Below are 19,829 nucleotides of genomic sequence, written 5' to 3'. Positions count from 1 at the left end.
CCAGCGCATTCGCTGTCACGCTGGGACCAGACATAGCCTGCCGGAGAGCTGAATGAATCGTGACGTCTTTATCACCTGCGCGGTGACAGGGTCGGGGCAAAGCCACAAGAAATCCGATCTGGTGCCCATCACGCCCAAACAGATCGCCGATGCCTGCATCGAGGCAGCAGGGGCAGGGGCCGCGATCGCGCATGTCCATGTGCGCGATCCGGAAACCGGCGCTCCGTCGCGCGATCCGGCGCTTTATCGCGAGGTGGTCGAACGCGTGCGCTCGTCGGACGTCGATGTCGTGCTGAACCTGACCGCGGGCATGGGCGGCGATATCGTCCTTGGCTCGGCCGAGGCGCCGCTGCCGCTGTCGCCGCAATCCGACATCGTCGGCGCGACGGAACGACTGGTCCATGTCGAGGAATTGCTGCCCGAGATCTGCACCCTCGACTGCGGCACGATGAACTTTGCCGAAGCCGATTACGTCATGACGAACACGCCCGGCACGCTTCGCGCAATGGCTGCGCGCATCAAGGCCGCTGGTGTCAGACCAGAGATCGAGGTGTTCGACACCGGACATCTGTGGATGGCCAAGACGCTGGTCGAGGAAGGGCTGATCGATGACCCGGTGATGATCCAGCTGTGCATGGGCATCCCCTATGGCGCGCCCGCCGATCCGAACAGCCTGATGGCGATGGTGAACAACATCCCCAAGGGCTGGACCTATTCTATGTTCTCGATCGGGCGCATGCAGCTGCCCTATGTCGCGCAGGCGGCGCTGGCTGGCGGCAACGTCCGCGTCGGGCTTGAGGACAATATCTGGCTGGAAAAAGGGGTGCTTGCCCGCAACGGCGATCTGGTCGAGCGTGCGTCGACGATTCTGACCACGATGGGCTGTCGAGTCATGGGCCCGCAGGAGGTACGCGAGAAACTGAAGCTGACCCGCCGCTAGCGGGTCGTCTTACCCCCTACGGAAGACCAACCAATCCACAATAAAATCAACAGGTAGGCATATGACGATTTCCAGATTGAACCTGACGCGGCGCGGGCTTCTGGCCGGCGCTGCGGGTGTGGCGGCGGGCCTGATCCTGCCCGGCAGGGCGCGTGCCGCCGAACCCAAACGTGGCGGGACCATGCGCATCGGCCATGCCGGCGGGGCGACGTCGGACTCGCTGGACCCCGCGACCTATGCCGCCGGGCCGGTGGTGACCGCGATGCTTGGGGTCTGCAACAACCTGGTCGAGATCGACGCCAAGGGTCTGGCCGTTCCGGAACTCGCCGAAAGCTATCAGCCCGATGCCGAGGCGCGGGTCTGGACCTTCCGCCTGCGGGACGGCGCGACCTTTTCCGATGGTCGCAAGGTCACCGCGGCGGACGTGATCGCATCCTTCAACCATCATCGCGGTGCGGACACCAAGTCCGGGGCCAAGGGTTCGCTGGAGCAGGTCAAGGACATCCGCGCGGATGGCGACAATGTCGTGGTGTTCGAACTGTCCTCGGCCAATGCCGATTTCGCCTATCTGACTTCGGATTATCACTTCGTCATCATGCCCGCGAAACAGGACGGCACGCTTGACTGGCAGTCCGGGCTTGGCTCGGGCGGCTATGTGGTCGAAAATTTCGAGCCGGGCGTGCGTATCAACCTGAAGCGGCGCGACGATTACTGGAAATCCGACCGCGCCTGGTTCGACGAAGTGGTCCTGCTGACCATCAACGATCCCACCGCCCGGCAGAACGCGCTGATGACCGGAGAGGTGGATGTCATCAACTCGCCCGACCTGTCGACACTGCACCTGCTGCAGCGCCGCCCCGGCCTGAACCTGATCGAGGTCACGGGAACGGCGCATTACACCATGCCGATGTTCAGCGACCAGGCGCCGTTCAATGACCCGAACGTGCGGCTTGCCATGAAATACGCGATCAACCGCCAGGAGGTGCTGGACAAGGTGCTGCGTGGGCACGGCCAGATCGCCAATGACAGTCCCATTGCCCCCGCGAACCGCTTCTATGCCAAGGATCTCGCGCAGCATGCCTATGATCCCGACAAGGCCAAGCACTACCTGAAACAGGCAGGGATGGAGGGGCTGAAGCTGGACATCTCGGCCTCCGACGCGGCCTCGGTCGGCGCGCTCGACATGGTCCAGCTGTTCCAGCAATCGGCCAAGGCCGCCGGGATCGAGCTGAACGTCAAGCGTGAGCCGGATGACGGCTACTGGTCCAATGTCTGGCTGAAGAAGCCCTTCTGTGTCAGCTACTGGAACGGCCGCCCGACCGAGGATGACATGTTCAGCCTGGTCTATGCCAAGGGCGCCGAGTGGAACGAAAGCCACTGGGACAACGCGCGCTTCAACGAGCTGCTGTTGAAGGCGCGGGCCGAGCTTGACGATGGCGTGCGTGCCGAAATGTATCACGAGATGCAGGGACTGGTCAGCGAGGATGGCGGGACGATCATCCCGATATTCGTGAACTATATCGACGTGGCCAATGACAAGGTTGCGCATGGCGAGGTGGCGTCGAACCGCTTCCTTGATGGTTGGAAGGTCGTGGAACGGTGGTGGCAGGCATGAAGATCGCGGCAATCGGCGGGGGTGTCATCGGGGGCGGCTGGATCGCGCGCTTCGTCCTTTCGGGCCATGACGTCACCGTTTTCGACCCCCATCCCGAGGCAGAACGGATCGTTGGCGAGGTGCTGGCGAATGCGACGCGCGCCTGGCAGGGCCTGTTTCAGGCCCCGCTGCCCCGTTCGGGGCGGGTCGTCTGGGCGTCCTCGATCGCCGAGGCGGTGGCGGACGCGGACTATATTCAGGAAAGCGTCCCCGAGCGTCTTGACCTGAAACACCGGATCATCGCCGAGATCGAGGCGGCGGCGCCCGCCTCGGCGATCATCGGGTCGTCCACCTCGGGCTTCAAGCCGTCCGAGCTGCGCGAAGCGGCGCGCCATCCCGACCGCATCGTTGTGGCCCACCCCTTCAACCCGGTCTATCTTCTGCCGGTGGTCGAGGTCGTCGGCGGCGGCGCGGCGGCGCAGCGGGCCAGCGAGGTATTGACCTCGGTCGGGATGAAGCCCGTCCGCATCGCGCGCGAAATCGACGCCCATATCGGCGACCGCCTGCTGGAAGCCATCTGGCGCGAGGCGCTGTGGCTGGTCAATGACGGTATCGCCACGACCGAAGAGATCGACGACATCATCCGCTTCGGCTTCGGCCTTCGCTGGGCGCAGATGGGTCTGTTCGAGACTTATCGCATCGCCGGGGGCGAGGCGGGGATGCGCCATTTCCTGGGACAGTTCGGCCCCGCGCTGAAATGGCCCTGGACCAAGCTGATGGATGTGCCCGATCTTGACGACGCGCTGATCGACCGGATCGCCGGGCAGTCGGACGCGCAATCCGGCGCTCATTCCATCCGCGAGCTTGAGCGGATCCGGGACGACAACCTTGTCGGCATCTTCCAGGCGCTCAAGGCCAATGACTGGGGCGTCGGCCAGACCGTCCGCGCGCAGGAAGACGCCTTCTATGCACGAGAGGTGGCGGCACCCTCGGGCTATCCGCTGGAGCTGCACCAGACCCGCGTGGCTGGCGGCTGGGTCGACTATAACGGCCACATGACCGAGTTCCGCTATCTTCAGGTCATGGGCGATGCCACGGACGCCTTTCTGATCCATATCGGGCTGGACGCGGCCTATCGTGCGCAGGGCCGTTCCGCCTATACGGTCGAGACCCATATCCGGCATCTCGCCGAGGTGAAGGCGGGTGAGCGGCTGACCGTGCGGACCCGGCTGCTGGGCCATGATCAGAAACGCTTCCGGCTGCATCACGCGATCCTGCGCGATGACGGGACCGAGGCCGCGACCGGCGAACACATGCTGCTGCATGTCGACACCGATGCCGGACGCGCCGTGCCGATGCCATCCCTGTTGCTAGCCGCACTGGACCGGATCGCGGCGCAGGACAGCACGCCCCATCCCGAACATGCCGGGCAGGGGGTGCGCGCCATCCGCCAGAGCGAGGCGATCGCATGACGGCGGCGGCCGCCCGGCGGCGGCCCCTGCTGCGCATGATCCTTGGACGTCTGGCGATCGGGGTCTTCACGCTGGCCGTGATCTCGGTCCTGATCTTCCTGGCCGTCAGCCTGCTGCCCGGCGATATCGCGCAGCAGGTGTTGGGCCAGTCCGCGACACCCGAGACGGTTGCGGCCTTCCGGCGTGAACTTGGCCTCGACCAGCCGCTTTTGTGGCGTTACCTGGGCTGGGTTGGCGGTGTTCTCAGCGGCGACTTCGGAAACTCTCTGGCCAATGGCCGGCCGGTGGGCGAACTGCTGGCGGCGCGGCTGGGCAATACGCTGTTCCTGGCGGCCTATGCCGCGGTGATCGCCGTGCCGCTGGCGGTGGGACTTGGATTGCTGGCCGCGCTGTGGCGGGGCAGCTGGTTCGACCGCATCGCCAATGTGGCGACACTGACGGCGATTTCGTTTCCCGAATTCTTCATTGCCTATATCCTGATGTTCTGGCTGTCGGTGCGGATGGGCTGGCTGCCCTCGATCGCCGATCCCGGCGCCTCGCCCAGCCTTGGCCAGATGCTGACGCGTGCCTTCCTGCCGGCGATCACGCTTGTTCTTGTCGTCACCGCGCACATGATGCGCATGACCCGCGCGGCGGTCGTGAACGTGCTGGGCGCGCCCTATGTCACCATGGCCCGGCTGAAGGGGGTGTCGCGCGCGGGCGTCGTCACCCGCCACGCGCTGCCGAATGCGCTGGCCCCGATCGTCAATGTCGTCGCGTTGAACATCGCCTGGCTGATTACGGGCGTGGTCATCGTCGAGGTCGTGTTCGTCTATCCGGGCCTTGGCCAATTGATGGTCGACAGTGTGACGAACCGCGACATTCCGGTGGTGCAGGCCTGCGCGCTGATCTTCGCGGCGGTCTATATCCTGCTGAACCTGCTGGCCGACGTCCTGTCCATCGCGACCAACCCCCGCCTTCTGCACCCGAGGTAGCGTCATGATCCGGTTGCTGAAGACGATGCCGCCGACCGCGATCCTGGGGGTTGCCGTCATCACCATCTATGCCGTCGTCGCCATTTTCGCGCCGATGCTTGCCCCTCATGGCGAGGCCGAGATCGTGGGGGCCCAGTTCGAGCCGTGGAGCGCGACCTATCCGCTTGGCACCGACACGCTGGGCCGCGACATGCTGTCCCGCCTGATCTGGGGTGCCAGGAACACGGTTGGGGTGGCGCTGGTCACGACCGCGCTGGCCTTTGCCATCGGATCCGTCACGGGGCTTTTGGCCGCGGCGCTGGGGGGCTGGGTCGATCTTGGCCTGTCCCGTCTGGTCGACGTGCTGATGGCGGTGCCCGCGCTTATCCTGACGCTGCTGGCGCTGTCGGCCCTGGGACCGGGCGTCGCCAATCTGATCGTGGTGATTGCGGTTCTGGATTCCACGCGGGTCTTCCGGCTGGCCCGCGCCACAGCGATGAACGTCATGGTCATGGACTATGTCGAGGCTGCGCAACTGCGGGGCGAGGGGACCTGGTGGATCATCACGCGTGAGGTTCTGCCGAATATCTCGGCCCCGCTGATCGCGGAATTCGGGCTGCGCTTCTGCTTCGTCTTCCTGACGATCTCGGCGCTGTCCTTCCTTGGGCTTGGCCTGCCTCCGCCGATGGCCGACTGGGGGGCGATGGTGCGGGACAACGCCGCGCTGATCACCTTCGGGGATATCACGCCGCTGATGCCCGCCGCCTCGATCGCGGTTCTGACGGTGTCGGTCAATTTCGTGGTGGACTGGCTGCTGCACCGCGCATCCGGGCTGAAGGACTGATCCATGCTGCTGAATATCGAGAACCTCAAGGTCGAGGCAAAGGGCGATGAGGGCTGGACCCCGATCCTGCACGGCGTCGACCTGCAGGTCGACCGAGGTGAGGTCGTGGGCCTGATCGGCGAATCCGGTGCCGGGAAATCGACGCTTGGCCTTGCCGCGCTGGGTTACGCGCATGGCGGATTGCGCTTTGCCGGGGGGCGTGTCCTGTTCGACGGGACAGACCTGCTGCAATTGCCGGACCGCCAGCGCCGCGCGTTCCGGGGTCGCCGGGTCGCCTATGTCGCGCAATCGGCTGCGGCAAGCTTCAACCCCGCCTGGCGGCTGCTGGCGCAATTCTGCGAGGGCCCGGCAATTCACCACACCGCCGGTCGGGCCGAATCCGAAGCCTTCGCGCGCGAGCTTTATGCTGCAATGCACCTGCCTGATCCCCAGAATTTCGGACTGCGCTTTCCGCACCAGGTCTCGGGCGGGCAGTTGCAGCGCGCGATGGTTGCGATGGCGATGGCCTGTCGTCCCGACCTGATCGTCTTTGACGAGCCGACGACGGCGCTGGATGTGACCACGCAGATCGGGGTGCTGGCCGCCATTCGCCGCGCGGTTGAGGAAACCGGGGCCGCCGCGATCTATATCTCTCATGACCTTGCGGTGGTCGCGCAGATGGCCGATCGCATCAAGGTCATGCGCCACGGACGCGAGATCGAAGAGGCCCCGACCCAGCGCATGATGACCGCGCCGACGCAGGACTACACCCGCTCGCTTTGGGCCGTGCGCGAATTTCGCAGGCCGACGCGCGTCCTGCCGCAGGCAAGCGCGCCGACGATCGCCATCCGCAACGTGACCGCCGGTTACGGCAACATGGACGTGCTTTCGGACGTGGGGTTCGAAATCCCGCGCGGCTCGACCGTCGCGGTGGTTGGCGAATCCGGCTCGGGGAAATCGACGACGGCACGGGTCATGACCGGGCTGCTGCCGCCAAGGCTGGGCCGGATCGAACTGAACGGAACCGCCCTGCCTCCCCGACTTGCCGATCGCACGACGGAACAGAAACGCGCGGTCCAGATGATCTATCAGATCGCGGACACCGCACTTAATCCGCGCCAGACCGTGCGCCAGATCCTGTCACGGCCACTGCAATTCTATCTGGGTCTGGGCGGCAAGGCGCGCGAAGCGCGGCTGCACGAGCTGATGGAACAGATCGAGATGGAACCGGCGCACTTTCTGGACCGCCTGCCGGGGGAATTGTCCGGCGGGCAGAAGCAGCGCATCGGCATTGCCCGCGCGCTGGCCGCCGATCCCGAGTTCATCATCTGCGACGAGGTGACCAGCGCGCTGGACCAGCTTGTCGCGGAAGGGATCCTGCGCCTGCTGAGCAAGGTTCAGGACAAGACTGGCCTGTCCTATATGTTCATCACCCATGACATTGCCACGGTCCGCGCCATCGCGGACGAGGTCGTGGTGATGAAGGGCGGGCGCATCATGGACAAGGGAAACCTTGCGGAGGTGCTTGACCCTCCGCGCCACGATTACACGCGGCAATTGCTGGCCTCGGTTCCGCAGATGGACCCGTCCTGGCTGTCCCGCCGCATTTCCGAAGGTGCCGCATGATATCTGATCCGCAAGTGCTGGATTTCATTACCAAGACCGAGACTTCTTATCCCGCCGACGCGAATGGCGCCAGCGCGGCTGACAACCGTCGTTTCTATGACGCCATGTGCGCGGCGTTCCGCGCCACCCGCCCGCCGGGGCTGGCGGTTCTGGACCGGACGGTCGGTGGTGTTCCCTGTCGGGTCTATGGTGAAACCTCGGCGGTGACGGTCGTCTATATTCATGGCGGCGGGTTCGTGGTCGGGGGGCTGGACAGCCACGACGACGTCTGCGCCGAGATCGCCGACGCCACCGGCTTGCAGGTGGTTTCGGTGGATTATCGCCTTGCGCCCGAGCATCGCTGGCCCGCGCAGATTCAGGATGTGCTGGCGGTCTGGGATGCGCTGGACACGCCCGGCGTTGTGGTCGGGGACAGCGCGGGCGGAATGCTGGCCGCGTCGCTTTGTCTGGCGCGGCAAGGGGGCAGGCAACCTTTGGGGCAGGTGCTGATCTATCCGGGTCTTGGCGGCGGCGGGAATGCCCCCTCCTATGAGCAGAATGCCGAGGCGCCCTTGCTGCGCCGCTCGGATCTTGGCGGCTACCGCACCGCGCTGCATGGAGAGGGGCCGATTACCGATCCGCTGGCCCAACCGCTGCAGGCGACCGACCTGTCGGGGTTGGCCCCGGCCTTCATCGTGACGGCCGATGTGGACCCGCTGCGGGACGATGGTGCGGATTACGCCCGGCGTCTGACCGAAGCCGGAGGCATCGCCGCCTGGCGCAACGAGGCCGAGTTGCCGCATGGCTATCTGCGGGCCCGACGGATGAGCGACCGGGCGCGCAGAAGTTTCCTGGCGATCACTGCCGCGATCAGCCGCCTTGCCGCGACCGGCAAGGCGGTCTAGCGCCGCGGCCCTTATTCCTCGGGCAGGACGCGGACGGCGCCCTTGTCGGCCGAGGAGGCGAAGGCCGCATAGGCCTTCAGGGCCGTCGTGACATTGCGCTTGCGGGGCTGGGCGGGCTTCCAGCCCAGCCGGTCCTGTTCGGCGCGGCGGGCGGTCAGCTCGGCTTCCGGCACGTTGAGGTTGATGGTGCGGTTCGGGATGTCGATCTCGATGATGTCGCCGTCACGCACAAGACCGATGGTGCCGCCCTGCGCCGCCTCGGGCGAGGCGTGCCCGATGGACAGGCCCGAGGTCCCGCCCGAGAAACGCCCGTCCGTGATCAGTGCGCAGGCTTTGCCAAGCCCGCGGGATTTCAGGTAGCTGGTCGGATACAGCATCTCCTGCATTCCCGGCCCGCCCTTCGGCCCTTCATAGCGGATGACCACGACGTCGCCCGCCTTGACCTTCTTGCCAAGGATGCCGCTGACGGCGGCGTCCTGGCTTTCGAAGACCACGGCCGGGCCGGTGAATTTCAGGATCGATTCATCGACGCCTGCGGTCTTCACGATGCAGCCGTCCACCGCGATGTTGCCCCGCAGAACGGCCAGCCCGCCATCCGCGGTAAAGGGCGAGTTGACGGAACGGATCACGCCGCCCTGCCGGTCCAGGTCCAGCGTGTCCCAGCGCGCATCCTGCGAGAAGGCGACCTGCGTGGGAACGCCACCGGGGGCCGCGCGGAAGAAGTTGTGCACGGTTTCGCTGTCGGTGCGGCTGATGTCCCAGCGATCGATCGCCTCGCCCAATGTGGGCGTATGAACGGTCGGCGTGTCGCGATGCAGCAGACCACCCCTTTCGAGCTGGCCAAGGATCGCCATGATCCCGCCGGCGCGGTGCACATCCTCCATATGGACGTCCTGCTTGGCCGGGGCGACCTTGGACAGGCACGGCACGCGGCGCGACAGCGCATCGATGTCGTCCATGGTGAAGTCGATGCCGCCCTCATGCGCCGCCGCAAGGATGTGCAGGACGGTGTTGGTCGATCCACCCATCGCGATGTCCAGCGACATGGCGTTTTCGAAGGCGCGCTTGTTGGCGACATTGCGCGGCAGGACCGAGGTGTCGTCCTGTTCGTAATAGCGCTTGGCAATGTCGACGGCCAGGTGTCCGGCCTCGACGAACAGGCGCTTGCGGTCGGCATGGGTGGCAAGGGTCGAGCCGTTCCCCGGCAGGGACAGGCCAAGCGCCTCGGTCAGGCAGTTCATCGAGTTCGCGGTGAACATGCCCGAGCAGGAACCGCAGGTCGGGCAGGCGGACCGCTCGATGATCTTCACGTCCTCGTCCGAGACGGATTCGTCGGCGGCCGCAACCATGGCGTCGACCAGGTCCAGCGCCTGGGTCTTGCCGTTCAGGACGACCTTGCCGGCCTCCATCGGGCCGCCGGACACGAAGACTGCCGGAATGTTCAGCCGCATCGCCGCGTTCAGCATGCCGGGGGTGATCTTGTCGCAGTTCGAGATGCAGACCATCGCATCGGCGCAATGCGCATTCACCATGTATTCGACGCTGTCGGCGATGATCTCGCGCGAGGGCAGCGAATACAGCATCCCGTCATGGCCCATCGCGATGCCGTCATCGACGGCGATCGTGTTGAACTCCTTGGCGATGCCGCCTGCCGCCTCGATCTCGCGCGCGACAAGCTGGCCCAGATCCTTCAGATGGACGTGGCCGGGCACGAACTGGGTGAAGGAGTTCACGACGGCGATGATCGGCTTGCCGAAGTCTCCGTCCTTCACGCCGGTTGCCCGCCATAGGCCACGGGCGCCTGCCATGTTGCGGCCATGGGTGGTGGTACGGGAACGATAGGCTGGCATTGGGCTGTCCACTTTCACTTGCGGGTCGTTCTGGATCAGATCGGAAATGCGGACATGACAGGCGAAGCCTCCATATTCGCGTCATGTTCCACCTACTTTAAGCAGCGTCGCCAGAAAAGGGCAGAATCCGGGAAATCTCGGGATCGTGGAGTTCTCAGGCGATGCCGAAGCGGCCAAGTTCGCGGCGCAGCCGGTCGGCCGCGGACCGATCGCGAAGCGGGAAGGCGGCAAAGAACAGTTCTGCATTGGCGTCCGGCCGCAGCCGATAGACTTGCGCCAGCCATTCCCGGGCGCGGTCGTCGCGCCCCGCAAGCCCGTTCGCCACAACCGCAATCATGGCGATCAGCACATGTGCATGGGGGGCCGACGCGGCGCGGTCGGACCAATCGGCGGCCTCGTCCCGGTGGCCCTGCAGCAGATGCGACAGGGCTCGTGTCCCGAACATGCCGTAAACCAGCGGATCAAGGGGGCTGAGGCGCAGCGCAAGATCGACTCCGTCCGTTGCCAGACCCGATTGCGACATCAGCGCGGCGATCAGCGCGCGGGAATAGAAGCCTTGCGCGAAATTCGGATTGAGGTCGGTTGCCCGCGCAAGCCAGCTTGCGGCAAGGTCCAGCTCTCCGGTCAGCCAATGGGTCCGCCCGAAGGTGAAGGCGGCAAAAGAATCCATCGGGTCGATTTCCAGGCTGCGTTCGGCATGGGCGCGCGCGGCAAGCGCCGATTTCGCGCGGTCGGGGCCATAGCGCAGGAAGGCGTCCTGAAAACTGGTAAAGGACAGCCCGGCATGGGCGCGGGCAAATCCGGGGTCCAGTGTTGTCGCCCGCGCAAAGAACGCTGCCGCCTGCCGGTTGCCGTCCGCGGTGAACAGGAACATCTGGCGCAGTCCCAGATGGTAATTCGCCCAGGCATCCAGTTGCGAGATGTCGCGCCCCTCGGCCAGCCGCGCCTCGTTCAGCGGGACGTGGATTTCCAGCGCCGCGCACAGGGCCGCGACGATGGCCTGCTGCAATTCCGCCAGCGCGTCGAGCGGGCGCGACAGCCGGTCGGTCCACAGGATGCGCGAGGTCGCGGTTTCCACCAGTTCGGGCGTGACGGTCAGGATCGGGCCCACCATCTCGACCGTGCCGGCAAGGATATAGCGTGCGCCCAGCCGTTCGCCTGTCTCGGGACTGGGGCGGGCGAAGCGAAAGGACGAGCCGCGCGAAATCACCAGCAGCCAGCGCAGGCGCGACAAGGCACGCAGGATCTCATGCGCCAGCGCCTCGGTCAGGACCGACTGGTCGGGCGGCAGTCCGATGCCACGAAAGGGCAGGACCGCCAACGAGGGCGCGTCCGGGCGCGGCGGCAGGCCACCCTCCTGCCGGTCAAGGATGCGCACCGCCGGCACGGCGCGGAATCCCCGGCCATGTACGGTGCGGATGATTTCTTGCCGGTCGCCGTCATCGCCGATCGCGGCGCGGGCCGCGCGCATCCGGCTGGCGATGCTGGCATCCGAAACGGCGCGGCCGTTCCAGACCGCCTCGACCAATTCGTCCTTGGTCACCAGCCTGCCTTGCCCGGCAAAGATGCGGCACAGCAGCACGAACACCTGCGGCTCGACCGGAATCGGTTGGCCACTGCGTCTCAGCTCGAACCGCTGATCGTCCAGTTCAAGGTCGCCGAAGCTGTAGATCATGCGCAATTTTATCCCAAACCGGCCAGTTCTGCATGATTTCTTCATGATCCGGTCAAGCTGATGCGGCGGCTCCGGGTTATGATCCGGTATCTGGCGCTGTTGCGCCTTTTGTCAGGACAGGTCGACTCAATGAGACAGCAATCCATCCGGACTACCAGTGGCCGTGGCCGCCTTTACGACAGCATTCTGGAAACCGTGGGCGACACGCCCGCGATCCGCATCAACAACCTCGGCCCCGACGGTGTCACGCTTTATGTCAAGGCCGAGTTCTTCAACCCCGCCGCCTCGGTCAAGGACCGGCTGGCGCTGAACATCATCGAGGCGGCCGAGCGTTCGGGCGAGCTGCGTCCCGGCCAGACCGTGGTCGAGGCGACCAGCGGCAATACCGGCATTGGCCTTGCCATGGTCTGCGCGCAAAAGGGATATCCGCTGGTCGTGACCATGGCGGACAGCTTTTCGGTCGAGCGTCGCCGCCTCATGCGCCTGCTGGGCGCCAAGGTCGTGCTGACCCCCCGGACCGAGAAGGGCACCGGCATGTACAACAAGGCCGCCGAACTTGCCCGAGAGCATGGCTGGTTCCTGGCCCGCCAGTTCGAGACCGCGGCCAATGCCGATATCCACGAAAGCACCACCGCGCGCGAGATCATGGGCGACTTCGCGGGTCAGCGGCTGGATTGCGTCGTGACCGGATATGGCACCGGCGGCACCGTGACGGGCCTGTCGCGTGTCCTGCGCCGCGAAAGGCCGGAAACCCGCATCGTTCTGGTTGAGCCGGCGAATGCCGCGCTGGTATCCAGCGGCGTGGCGCAGGTGCGCGGCGATGCTCATGCGCCAGCGGCAAGTCATCCCGCGTTCGAGCCGCATCCGATCCAGGGCTGGACCCCGGATTTCATCCCCTTCGTGCTTCAAGAAACCCTGGACTCCAAGGGCTTCGACGAGCTTCTTACAGTTCCGGGGGCCGAGGGCGTGGCGTGGGCGCGCAAGCTGGCTGCGCGCGAGGGGATCCTGACCGGCATCTCGGGCGGGGCCACCTTTGCCGCCGCTATGAAGGTCGCCGAAACGGCCGAGCCGGGCAGCGTGATCCTCGCGATCCTGCCCGACACAGGCGAACGTTATCTTTCGACACCATTGTTCCAGGAAATTCCCGAGGACATGGACGAAGAGGAACTGGCCCTGTCGCATTCGACCCCCGGCTACCAGATGGCGTGACGGAGGAAGCGATGAAGGTGGAAACCTGGACTCCGGCCCCCTGGGGGCCGGACGGGGAAAGCTTGGACCCTGTGGACTGGGACGGCTTTGCCCGCGCGGCGCATGACGCGGTGGACCGCGCCATACTTCGGACACGAAACCTGCGTGACCGCCCGGTCTGGCGTCCCCTGCCGGACACGGCGCGGGTGGCGCTGCGCCAACCCCTGCCGCAGGAGCCCTCGCCACTGACTGCAGTGCTGGACGAAACCTGGGACCATGTCATGGACCACCCGATGGGCAATACCCATCCCCGGTTCTGGATGTGGTACATGGGGGCGTCATCCCTGACCGGGGCGCTGGCGGATTTTCTGGCGGCGGTCGACGGCTCGAACCTTGGGGGCGGGGCCCATGCCGCGGCAGAGGTCGAACGCCAGGTGATCGATTGGCTGAAAGAGATCGTTGGATTTCCGTCCTCGGCCAGCGGCACGCTGACCAGCGGCGGCTCGGCGGCGAACCTGATCGGGCTCGTGGTCGCGCGCAATCGGAGCGCCGGAATCGACCTGCGTGAAGCGGGGATTGTGGCGCTGCCGCGTCCGCTGCGCTTCTATGCCTCGGATCAGGTGCATGGCTGCCACCAGAAGGCGGTCGAGATCATGGGCCTTGGCAACCGTGCGCTGCGCCGCATTCAGACTGGCGAAGATTGCCGCCTGGACCCGGTCGCCCTTGCCGAGGCCATTGCCGAGGATCGCGCCGCGGGCTGGCAACCCGCCTGTGTCATCGCCACGGCGGGCACGGTGAACAGCGGTGCCATCGACCCATTGCCCGCCATCGCCGATCTCTGCGCGCAGCAGGGGTTGTGGCTGCATGTCGATGGCTGCATCGGCGCGCTGGCCCGGCTTTCGCCCGGCCACCGGCACCTGCTGGTGGGGATCGAGCGCGCGGACAGCCTGGCGCTGGATCCGCATAAAAGCCTGCACGTTCCCTTCGAAGCCGGTTGTGCGCTGGTCCGCGACCCGGTGGCCCATCTGGGCAGCTTCGCCCTGCATTCGGAATATCTGGATCCTGCCGCACGTGGCATCGCCGCAGGGGGATGGCTTTTCGACTATGGCCTCCAGACCTCGCGCGGCTTCCGGGCGCTGAAGGTCTGGATGATGCTGAAGGAACATGGCGCCGCCCGCTTCGGTCGGATCATCGGGCGCAATATCGATCAGGCGCACAGGTTGGCCGCGAGGATCGACAGCAAACCCCGCATGACTCGGCTGGATCCGGTGACGCTGGATATCGTCTGCTTTCGCTATGACCCCGGCGGGCTTGGGCCGGAAGCATTGGCGGAGTTGAATATCGAGATCATGATGCGCCTGCAGGAAGCTGGAATCGCGGCCTTTTCCGATACGACCCTGCACGGGCAGCATTGGCTGCGGGCGGCGATCTGCAATCACAGGACCACAGATGCGGACCTCGACATGGCAATCGCAGCCCTGATCGCCATCGGTGACCAGCTCAGCGGTCTGGGAGAGGCGGAGAGCCGCGCGCAGTGGCGCACGACGCCCGCAAGGTGAAAAGAAATCCCTTTCCAGCTTCGGGACATAGGGTGGGAAACGGTTCGGGCACGGCCCCGGATCACCCGACCTCCGTCACCCTGACCGCGCAGGACGCGGACCTTGTTCGCGCCCAAAGCGAAGTTGGTGTAAGATGAAGTCTTGTCATTCTCCTTTCGGCACCAGAAATCGGGGGCGAAGAATATAGGGGCGCATGATGAGAATTCTTGCATTTTCGACCTTGGCAGCGGTCTGCCTTTCCGGTGCGGCCTTTGCCGCCGATTTCGGGCCGTTGATCTCGGCCGAGCAGCTGAATGCCCAGACGACGGGTTCGGATGCGCCGCTGGTGCTGGACATCCGCGGCGAGGCTTATGGCCAGGGCCATATCGCGGGGGCCATTTCGGCCCCTTATGAACGGTTCCGCGGCCCCGAGACCAATCCCGGCGCGCTGGTCCCCGAGGATCAGCTGGAAGCCACGTTGCGCGAGCTTGGCGTGACGCTGGAACGCCCGGTCGTAGTCGTCCACCAAGGCGAAGACGACAGCGATTTCGGTGCGGCTGCGCGGGTTTACTGGACGCTGAAATCCTCGGGTGTCAGCCATCTTGCGATCCTGAACGGCGGCATGGGCGCATGGAGCGGTGCGGGCCTTCCGCTTGAGACACGTGCGAATGCACCGGTGCCGTCCAATGTCGACATCACCTTCTCGCACCAGTGGCTCGCGACGACCGAGGACGTGTCCACGATCATCGGGGGCGAGCACAAGGCGAAGCTGCTGGATGCGCGGCCCGAGGCCTTCTATCAGGGCCAGAAGGCGCATCCGCAGGCGGCCAAGCCCGGCACGCTGCCGGGGGCCGAGAACATCTCGCATGCCGTCTGGTTCAAGGACCCGACCGAGGTGATGGACGCGCCCTCTGCCGCCGAAGTTGCCGCGAAGCTGGGCATCGGCAAGGCTGATCCGGTTGTCGCCTTCTGCAATACCGGCCACTGGGCCGCGACCGAATGGTTTGCGCTGTCCGAACTGGCGGGGGTCGAGGACGCGAAACTGTATCCCGACTCGATGGTCGGCTGGTCGCAATCGGGCGGTCAGATGCAGAACACGCCCGGCCTGATGCAGAACCTGATGAACCAGATCCGGGGCACCGACTGATGGCCGATGCAGTCGCGGTTCCCGCCTCGGGGCAGGTGGCGCAGCGCGGGTTGACCATCCTGGCGGGGCTGGCGGTGGTCTTTGCCGTCGCATTGTTCGCGGGCGCGCGCTATGGCCTGCTGCTTGCCGTCGGCCTGGGCTTCGGCATCGTTCTGGAGGGGTTGCGCTTCGGCTTTGCCGGGCCGTGGCGGGCGATGATCCTGCGCCGCGATCCTTCGGGCATCCTCGCGCAGCTTCTGGCCATTGCGATCGTGTCCGCGGTCGCCTTTCCCCTGCTGGCCAGCCACCCCGGAGAGATCACTGGGGCCGCGGCACCCATCGGCTGGGCAATGGCCGGCGGGGCGTTCGTCTTTGGCGCGGCCATGCAGGTCGTGCTGGGCTGCGGCTCGGGCACGCTGGTCAATGCGGGCAGCGGCAATCCCGTCGCCTTGCTGGCGCTGCCGTTCTTTGCGATCGGCAGCTTCCTTGGTGCCTATGGGCTGGTCTGGTGGACCGATCTTGGCGCACTGCCGATCCTGACGCTGACCGGTGGGTCGGGGCTTGCGCTGACGCTGGTGCTGCTGGCAGGGGTCGCGGTCCTGCTGCTGGCGCTGGCCGCGCCCGGCACGCGCCGCATTCCGTCGCGGCTGGTCTTTGCTGCTTTGGCCATCGCGGCGCTCGCCATCGCAAATCTGGTCGTGGCCGGTCAGCCCTGGGGCGTGGTCTATGGACTTGGCCTTTGGGCCGCAAAGGCGGCGGTGGCACTTGGCGCGGATCTGTCCGGCTCTGCCTTCTGGAGCGCGCCGGGCAATGCCGCGCGATTGGGCCAAAGCGTGCTGACCGACGTGACCTCGCTGACGAATATCGGCATCATCCTTGGGGCATTCCTTGTCGCGACATGGCGCAGCGGAGGCTTGGCGCAGCCCTTGCCACGGTTGCCCGCGCGGGCCTGGGCCGCGACCATCGTGGCCGGATTCCTGCTGGGCTATTCCTCGCGCCTGGCCTTTGGCTGCAACGTGGGGGCGTTCTTCTCGGGCATCTCGACCGGCAGCCTGCATGGCTGGGTCTGGTTTGCCGCAGGCTTCGCGGGCTCGGTGGTCGGCGTGCGCCTGCGTCCGCTGCTGGGGATGGAGGGGCGCGCATGACCCGCCGCGTGACGGCCCCGCTGGCCATTCTGTTGCTTGGGATGCTGATCTTCTTCGATCACGCGACCTCCGACCTGAACCCCTACAAGGCCCCGCCGATCTTTGCGCTGGGATCAGGGGTCGAGGCCTCGGGCGGCTTCTGTGGGGCGATGCCGAAATAACCGGGGCTTGAACCCCGTCCGGGGTGACGCCAATCTGGCGGACGGCGCCGCAACGGGCGCCGGCCAATGCGGGATGCCATGACCCCTGCAATGCTGACGAACCGCGACGCGCGGCGCCTTTTCCTGGATCGCCACCTGCTGCTTCGGCCGGGGTCGGGGCCGGGGAGCGGCGCCGACCTTGCCGGGGTGCTGGACGAACTGGGTTTCGTCCAGATCGACAGCGTAAACACGCTGGCGCGTTCGCATGACATGATCCTGTGGTCGCGCCGCGGGAGATACCGTCCCGCTGCCTTGGACCGACTGATCGCCCGCGATCGCGCGGGGTTCGAACATTGGACCCACGACGCCGCCGTCATTCCCATGCGCTTCTATCCGATGTGGCGGCTGAAATTCGCCCGTGACGAGGCCCGCATGCGGCAGCGCTGGCCGAAATGGCAGAGCGAGGGCTGGGATTCCGAGATCCACAACATCCTGAAGCGCATTGCCGATGACGGGCCGGTCTCATCCCGGGACGTGGGGGATGGGGAAAGCCGCGGCACCTCAGGCTGGTGGGACTGGCATCCCTCCAAGACGGCGCTGGAATTCCTGTGGCGATCCGGACGGCTTGCGATCCGGCATCGGCAGGGGTTCCGCAAGGTCTATGATCTGGTCGAACGCGTGATCCCGGCGGATCACCTGAACCACGGGATGGCGGACGCGGGGATCATCGACTGGGCGATGACGGCCGCGATGGAGCGGCTGGGCTTTGCCACCAGTGGCGAGCTTGCCGCGTTTTTCGAGATCGCCACCCGCGATGAGGCCAAGGACTGGTGCACCGATGCCTTGCGGGCCGGTCGCATCCTGCCGGTCGATATCGGGCTGGCCGACGGCTCGATCCGCCGCAGTTTCACGACCCCCGCGCTGCTGGATCAGGTGGCGGGACTGCCCGACCCGGTCGAAAGGGTCAGGGTGCTGTCTCCATTCGATCCGGCCTTGCGCGACCGGGCGCGGGCCGAGCGCCTGTTCGGTTTCCGCTATCGGATCGAGATCTTCGTCCCGGCCGAGCGTCGGCTCTATGGCTATTACATCTTCCCGGTGATGCAGGGTGATCGCCTGATCGGCAGGCTGGACGCCAAGCGCGACGCGGGTGCGCTGGCCATCACTGCCTTCTGGCCGGAACCCGGCATCAGGATGGGACGGCAGCGGCAGGCCGGGCTAAGGTCCGAGCTTGAGCGGCTGGCCACATTTGCCGGGCTGGCCGATATCCGGTTCGCGGATGGCTGGCTGCGCGAGCCAATGGAAGGCACGCCGGGCTAGGCAGGCGCGGCAGAGGTGCCGCGCCTTAGGGTCAGACTTCAGGCATAGGTGTCGGCGAACAGCCGGCGCAGTTCGGCTTTCTGCACCTTGCCCATGACGTTGCGCGGCAGGCTTTCGACCATGAAGACGCGCTTGGGTTGCTTGAACCGCGCCAGCCGGTCGGCCAGCGCCGCGGTGATCTGCTGCGGGTCAAGGACGACACCACTGCGCGGCACGACAACGGCGGTCACGCCCTCGCCAAGATCGGAATGGGGCAGGCCGATGACGGCGCTTTCCAAGACGCCCGGCAGCGCGTCGATGGCTTCCTCGACCTCTTTCGGATAGACGTTGTAGCCCCCCGAGATGACAAGATCCTTGTCGCGCCCGACGATGCGCAGGTAGCCATCCTTGCCGATCTGGCCAAGGTCGCCGGTGATGAAGTAGCCGTCCTTGCGGAATTCGGACGCGGTCTTTTCGGGCATGTTCCAATAGCCCTCAAAGACGTTCGGACCCTTCACCTCGATCAGGCCGATCTCTTCATCGGCAAGGACCGCACCGGTTTCGCGATCGGTCACGCGCACCGAGATGCCGGGCAGGGCCATGCCGACCGCACCGGGGATGCGCGCCCCGTCATAGGGGTTCGACGCAATCATGCAGGTTTCGGTCATGCCATAGCGTTCAAGGATGGCCTGTCCCGTGCGGTCCTGGAAGGCGCGGTGATCCTCGGCCAGAAGCGGGGCCGAGCCCGAGACGAAAAGCCGCATCCCCGCCGTCGTTTCGCGCGACAGGCGGTCGGATTTCAACAGGCGCGTATAGAAGGTCGGGACACCCATCAGCACAGATGCGTCCGCCATCAGGTCGATGGCCTGTTCGGCATCGAACTTGATCAGGAAGATCATCGTCGCCCCGGCCGTCAGCGACATGTTGGCGGCGACGAAAAGGCCGTGGGTGTGGAAGATGGGCAGCGCATGGATCAGCCGGTCCTCGGCCGTGAAGCGCCAACAGTCCAGCAGCGCTTCGGTGTTCGAGGCGAGGTTGCGATGGGTCAGGACCGCGCCTTTCGAGCGTCCAGTCGTGCCAGAGGTATAAAGGATCGCGGCGCGGTCATCCGGCCCCGAGGGATGGGCATCCTCGCGCGGGGTGACGCCCCGGGCGCGCTCGATCAACGTGCCGTCGGCAGTGGCCCCCAGCGTCTCGACGGCAAGAGTCGGACCGGCACGGTGGGCATGGGCGGCGAAGGTGCCGGGATCGCAGACGAAAAGCCGGGGTGCGGCGTCGCCGATGAAATAGTCGATCTCGGCCCCGGTATAGGCGGTGTTCAGCGGCAAGAAGATCGCGCCCACCTGCAGCGTGGCAAGATACAGGGCAATCGCTTCGGGCGATTTTTCAACCTGAACGGCGATCCGGTCGCCGGGGGCGACGCCCACCTCACCCAGGACGGCGGCCAGCCGTTCGACCAGTTCGCGCGTCTGGGTATAGCTGATGCTGGGTTCGCCGGGCCGTTCGAACAGCGGCTTGGCCTGCATCGTCTCGGCCGCCTGGATGAAGTTCTCGTAGATGGTCTGCATTTGGGTCTTTC

Annotated in this window: 16 protein-coding genes; 13 read left to right on the top strand and 3 right to left on the bottom strand. The window is 65.9% G+C overall.

All coding sequences use genetic code 11. The annotated features are described in order from the left end of the window. Positions 1 to 52: 52 nt before the first annotated feature. The 7 genes from RM190_RS09510 (at position 53) to RM190_RS09480 (ending at position 8,292) form a co-directional block, all read left to right on the top strand. The gene (locus RM190_RS09510) at positions 53 to 940 is read left to right on the top strand and encodes a BKACE family enzyme (RefSeq protein ID WP_311759188.1); all 888 of its coding nucleotides are present in this window, start codon (positions 53 to 55) and stop codon (positions 938 to 940) included. A 61-nt stretch (positions 941 to 1,001) separates the two neighbouring features. Next, positions 1,002 to 2,555, top strand: coding sequence for an ABC transporter substrate-binding protein (locus tag RM190_RS09505; protein ID WP_311759187.1), 1,554 nt, complete (start codon positions 1,002 to 1,004; stop codon positions 2,553 to 2,555). Further along, positions 2,552 to 4,006: a carnitine 3-dehydrogenase gene (locus RM190_RS09500; protein ID WP_311759186.1), complete on the top strand. Its 1,455-nt coding sequence runs from the start codon at positions 2,552 to 2,554 to the stop codon at positions 4,004 to 4,006. The genes RM190_RS09505 and RM190_RS09500 overlap by 4 nt, the downstream gene beginning before the upstream one ends. Continuing rightward, positions 4,003 to 4,980 (top strand): ABC transporter permease, encoded by a 978-nt coding sequence (locus RM190_RS09495; protein ID WP_311759185.1) that lies wholly within the window; start codon positions 4,003 to 4,005, stop codon positions 4,978 to 4,980. Before RM190_RS09500 ends, RM190_RS09495 begins: the two co-directional genes overlap by 4 nt. Positions 4,981 to 4,984: 4 nt before the next feature. Next, the gene (locus RM190_RS09490) at positions 4,985 to 5,803 is read left to right on the top strand and encodes an ABC transporter permease (protein WP_311759184.1); all 819 of its coding nucleotides are present in this window, start codon (positions 4,985 to 4,987) and stop codon (positions 5,801 to 5,803) included. A gap of 3 nt (positions 5,804 to 5,806) precedes the next feature. Continuing rightward, positions 5,807 to 7,408 carry an ABC transporter ATP-binding protein gene (locus tag RM190_RS09485; protein ID WP_311759183.1) on the top strand — a complete coding sequence of 534 codons (1,602 nt, stop codon included), beginning with the start codon at positions 5,807 to 5,809 and terminating at the stop codon, positions 7,406 to 7,408. Next, positions 7,405 to 8,292, top strand: a complete 888-nt coding sequence (locus RM190_RS09480) for an alpha/beta hydrolase (RefSeq protein WP_311759182.1) — start codon at positions 7,405 to 7,407, stop codon at positions 8,290 to 8,292. Before RM190_RS09485 ends, RM190_RS09480 begins: the two co-directional genes overlap by 4 nt. 11 nt (positions 8,293 to 8,303) lie before the next feature. On the opposite strand, the gene ilvD is transcribed toward RM190_RS09480, so the two are convergent. Together ilvD and RM190_RS09470 are read right to left on the bottom strand one after the other, a co-directional pair. Then, positions 8,304 to 10,142 (bottom strand): dihydroxy-acid dehydratase, encoded by a 1,839-nt coding sequence (gene ilvD / locus RM190_RS09475; RefSeq protein ID WP_311759181.1) that lies wholly within the window; start codon positions 10,140 to 10,142, stop codon positions 8,304 to 8,306. Positions 10,143 to 10,296: 154 nt separating this feature from the next. After that, positions 10,297 to 11,817 (bottom strand): winged helix-turn-helix domain-containing protein, encoded by a 1,521-nt coding sequence (locus tag RM190_RS09470; RefSeq protein WP_311759180.1) that lies wholly within the window; start codon positions 11,815 to 11,817, stop codon positions 10,297 to 10,299. A 129-nt stretch (positions 11,818 to 11,946) separates the two neighbouring features. Here RM190_RS09470 and RM190_RS09465 point away from each other — a divergent pair, with 129 nt between their 5' ends. The 6 genes from RM190_RS09465 (at position 11,947) to RM190_RS09440 (ending at position 18,271) form a co-directional block, all read left to right on the top strand. Then, a complete protein-coding gene (locus tag RM190_RS09465; RefSeq protein ID WP_311759179.1) occupies positions 11,947 to 13,026 on the top strand; it encodes a PLP-dependent cysteine synthase family protein in 1,080 nt (359 codons plus the stop codon). Positions 13,027 to 13,037: 11 nt separating this feature from the next. Then, positions 13,038 to 14,564, top strand: coding sequence for a pyridoxal phosphate-dependent decarboxylase family protein (locus RM190_RS09460; protein ID WP_311759178.1), 1,527 nt, complete (start codon positions 13,038 to 13,040; stop codon positions 14,562 to 14,564). A gap of 196 nt (positions 14,565 to 14,760) precedes the next feature. Beyond that, a complete protein-coding gene (locus tag RM190_RS09455; protein ID WP_311759177.1) occupies positions 14,761 to 15,690 on the top strand; it encodes a sulfurtransferase in 930 nt (309 codons plus the stop codon). Then, positions 15,690 to 16,814, top strand: coding sequence for a YeeE/YedE family protein (locus RM190_RS09450; RefSeq protein WP_311759176.1), 1,125 nt, complete (start codon positions 15,690 to 15,692; stop codon positions 16,812 to 16,814). The genes RM190_RS09455 and RM190_RS09450 overlap by 1 nt, the downstream gene beginning before the upstream one ends. Further along, on the top strand, positions 16,811 to 16,975 hold the full coding sequence (locus RM190_RS09445; RefSeq protein ID WP_311759175.1) for a hypothetical protein: 165 nt from the start codon (positions 16,811 to 16,813) through the stop codon (positions 16,973 to 16,975). Before RM190_RS09450 ends, RM190_RS09445 begins: the two co-directional genes overlap by 4 nt. 78 nt (positions 16,976 to 17,053) lie before the next feature. Beyond that, entirely contained in the window at positions 17,054 to 18,271 is a 1,218-nt protein-coding gene (locus tag RM190_RS09440; RefSeq protein ID WP_311759174.1) for a winged helix-turn-helix domain-containing protein, read from the top strand. 38 nt (positions 18,272 to 18,309) lie between these two features. Here RM190_RS09440 and RM190_RS09435 read toward each other — a convergent pair whose 3' ends face one another. Beyond that, the gene (locus RM190_RS09435; protein ID WP_311759173.1) at positions 18,310 to 19,818 is read right to left on the bottom strand and encodes a malonate--CoA ligase; all 1,509 of its coding nucleotides are present in this window, start codon (positions 19,816 to 19,818) and stop codon (positions 18,310 to 18,312) included. Between the last annotated feature and the right edge of the window lie 11 nt (positions 19,819 to 19,829).

This window comes from Paracoccus broussonetiae, assembly GCF_031854425.1.
In the GTDB taxonomy this organism is placed as follows: Bacteria; Pseudomonadota; Alphaproteobacteria; order Rhodobacterales; family Rhodobacteraceae; genus Paracoccus; species Paracoccus broussonetiae.
This window is presented reverse-complemented; position numbering and strand designations above follow the sequence as displayed.

Bases quoted from the DNA above. Each gene is read 5' to 3' on its own strand.
- RM190_RS09510 (WP_311759188.1), top strand. From the start codon at position 53: ATGAATCGTGACGTCTTTATCACCTGCGCGGTGACAGGGTCGGGGCAA.
- RM190_RS09505 (WP_311759187.1), top strand. From the start codon at position 1,002: ATGACGATTTCCAGATTGAACCTGACGCGGCGCGGGCTTCTGGCCGGC.
- RM190_RS09500 (WP_311759186.1), top strand. From the start codon at position 2,552: ATGAAGATCGCGGCAATCGGCGGGGGTGTCATCGGGGGCGGCTGGATC.
- RM190_RS09495 (WP_311759185.1), top strand. From the start codon at position 4,003: ATGACGGCGGCGGCCGCCCGGCGGCGGCCCCTGCTGCGCATGATCCTT.
- RM190_RS09490 (WP_311759184.1), top strand. From the start codon at position 4,985: ATGATCCGGTTGCTGAAGACGATGCCGCCGACCGCGATCCTGGGGGTT.
- RM190_RS09485 (WP_311759183.1), top strand. From the start codon at position 5,807: ATGCTGCTGAATATCGAGAACCTCAAGGTCGAGGCAAAGGGCGATGAG.
- RM190_RS09480 (WP_311759182.1), top strand. From the start codon at position 7,405: ATGATATCTGATCCGCAAGTGCTGGATTTCATTACCAAGACCGAGACT.
- ilvD (WP_311759181.1), bottom strand. From the start codon at position 10,142: ATGCCAGCCTATCGTTCCCGTACCACCACCCATGGCCGCAACATGGCA.
- RM190_RS09470 (WP_311759180.1), bottom strand. From the start codon at position 11,817: ATGATCTACAGCTTCGGCGACCTTGAACTGGACGATCAGCGGTTCGAG.
- RM190_RS09465 (WP_311759179.1), top strand. From the start codon at position 11,947: ATGAGACAGCAATCCATCCGGACTACCAGTGGCCGTGGCCGCCTTTAC.
- RM190_RS09460 (WP_311759178.1), top strand. From the start codon at position 13,038: ATGAAGGTGGAAACCTGGACTCCGGCCCCCTGGGGGCCGGACGGGGAA.
- RM190_RS09455 (WP_311759177.1), top strand. From the start codon at position 14,761: ATGAGAATTCTTGCATTTTCGACCTTGGCAGCGGTCTGCCTTTCCGGT.
- RM190_RS09450 (WP_311759176.1), top strand. From the start codon at position 15,690: ATGGCCGATGCAGTCGCGGTTCCCGCCTCGGGGCAGGTGGCGCAGCGC.
- RM190_RS09445 (WP_311759175.1), top strand. From the start codon at position 16,811: ATGACCCGCCGCGTGACGGCCCCGCTGGCCATTCTGTTGCTTGGGATG.
- RM190_RS09440 (WP_311759174.1), top strand. From the start codon at position 17,054: ATGACCCCTGCAATGCTGACGAACCGCGACGCGCGGCGCCTTTTCCTG.
- RM190_RS09435 (WP_311759173.1), bottom strand. From the start codon at position 19,818: ATGCAGACCATCTACGAGAACTTCATCCAGGCGGCCGAGACGATGCAG.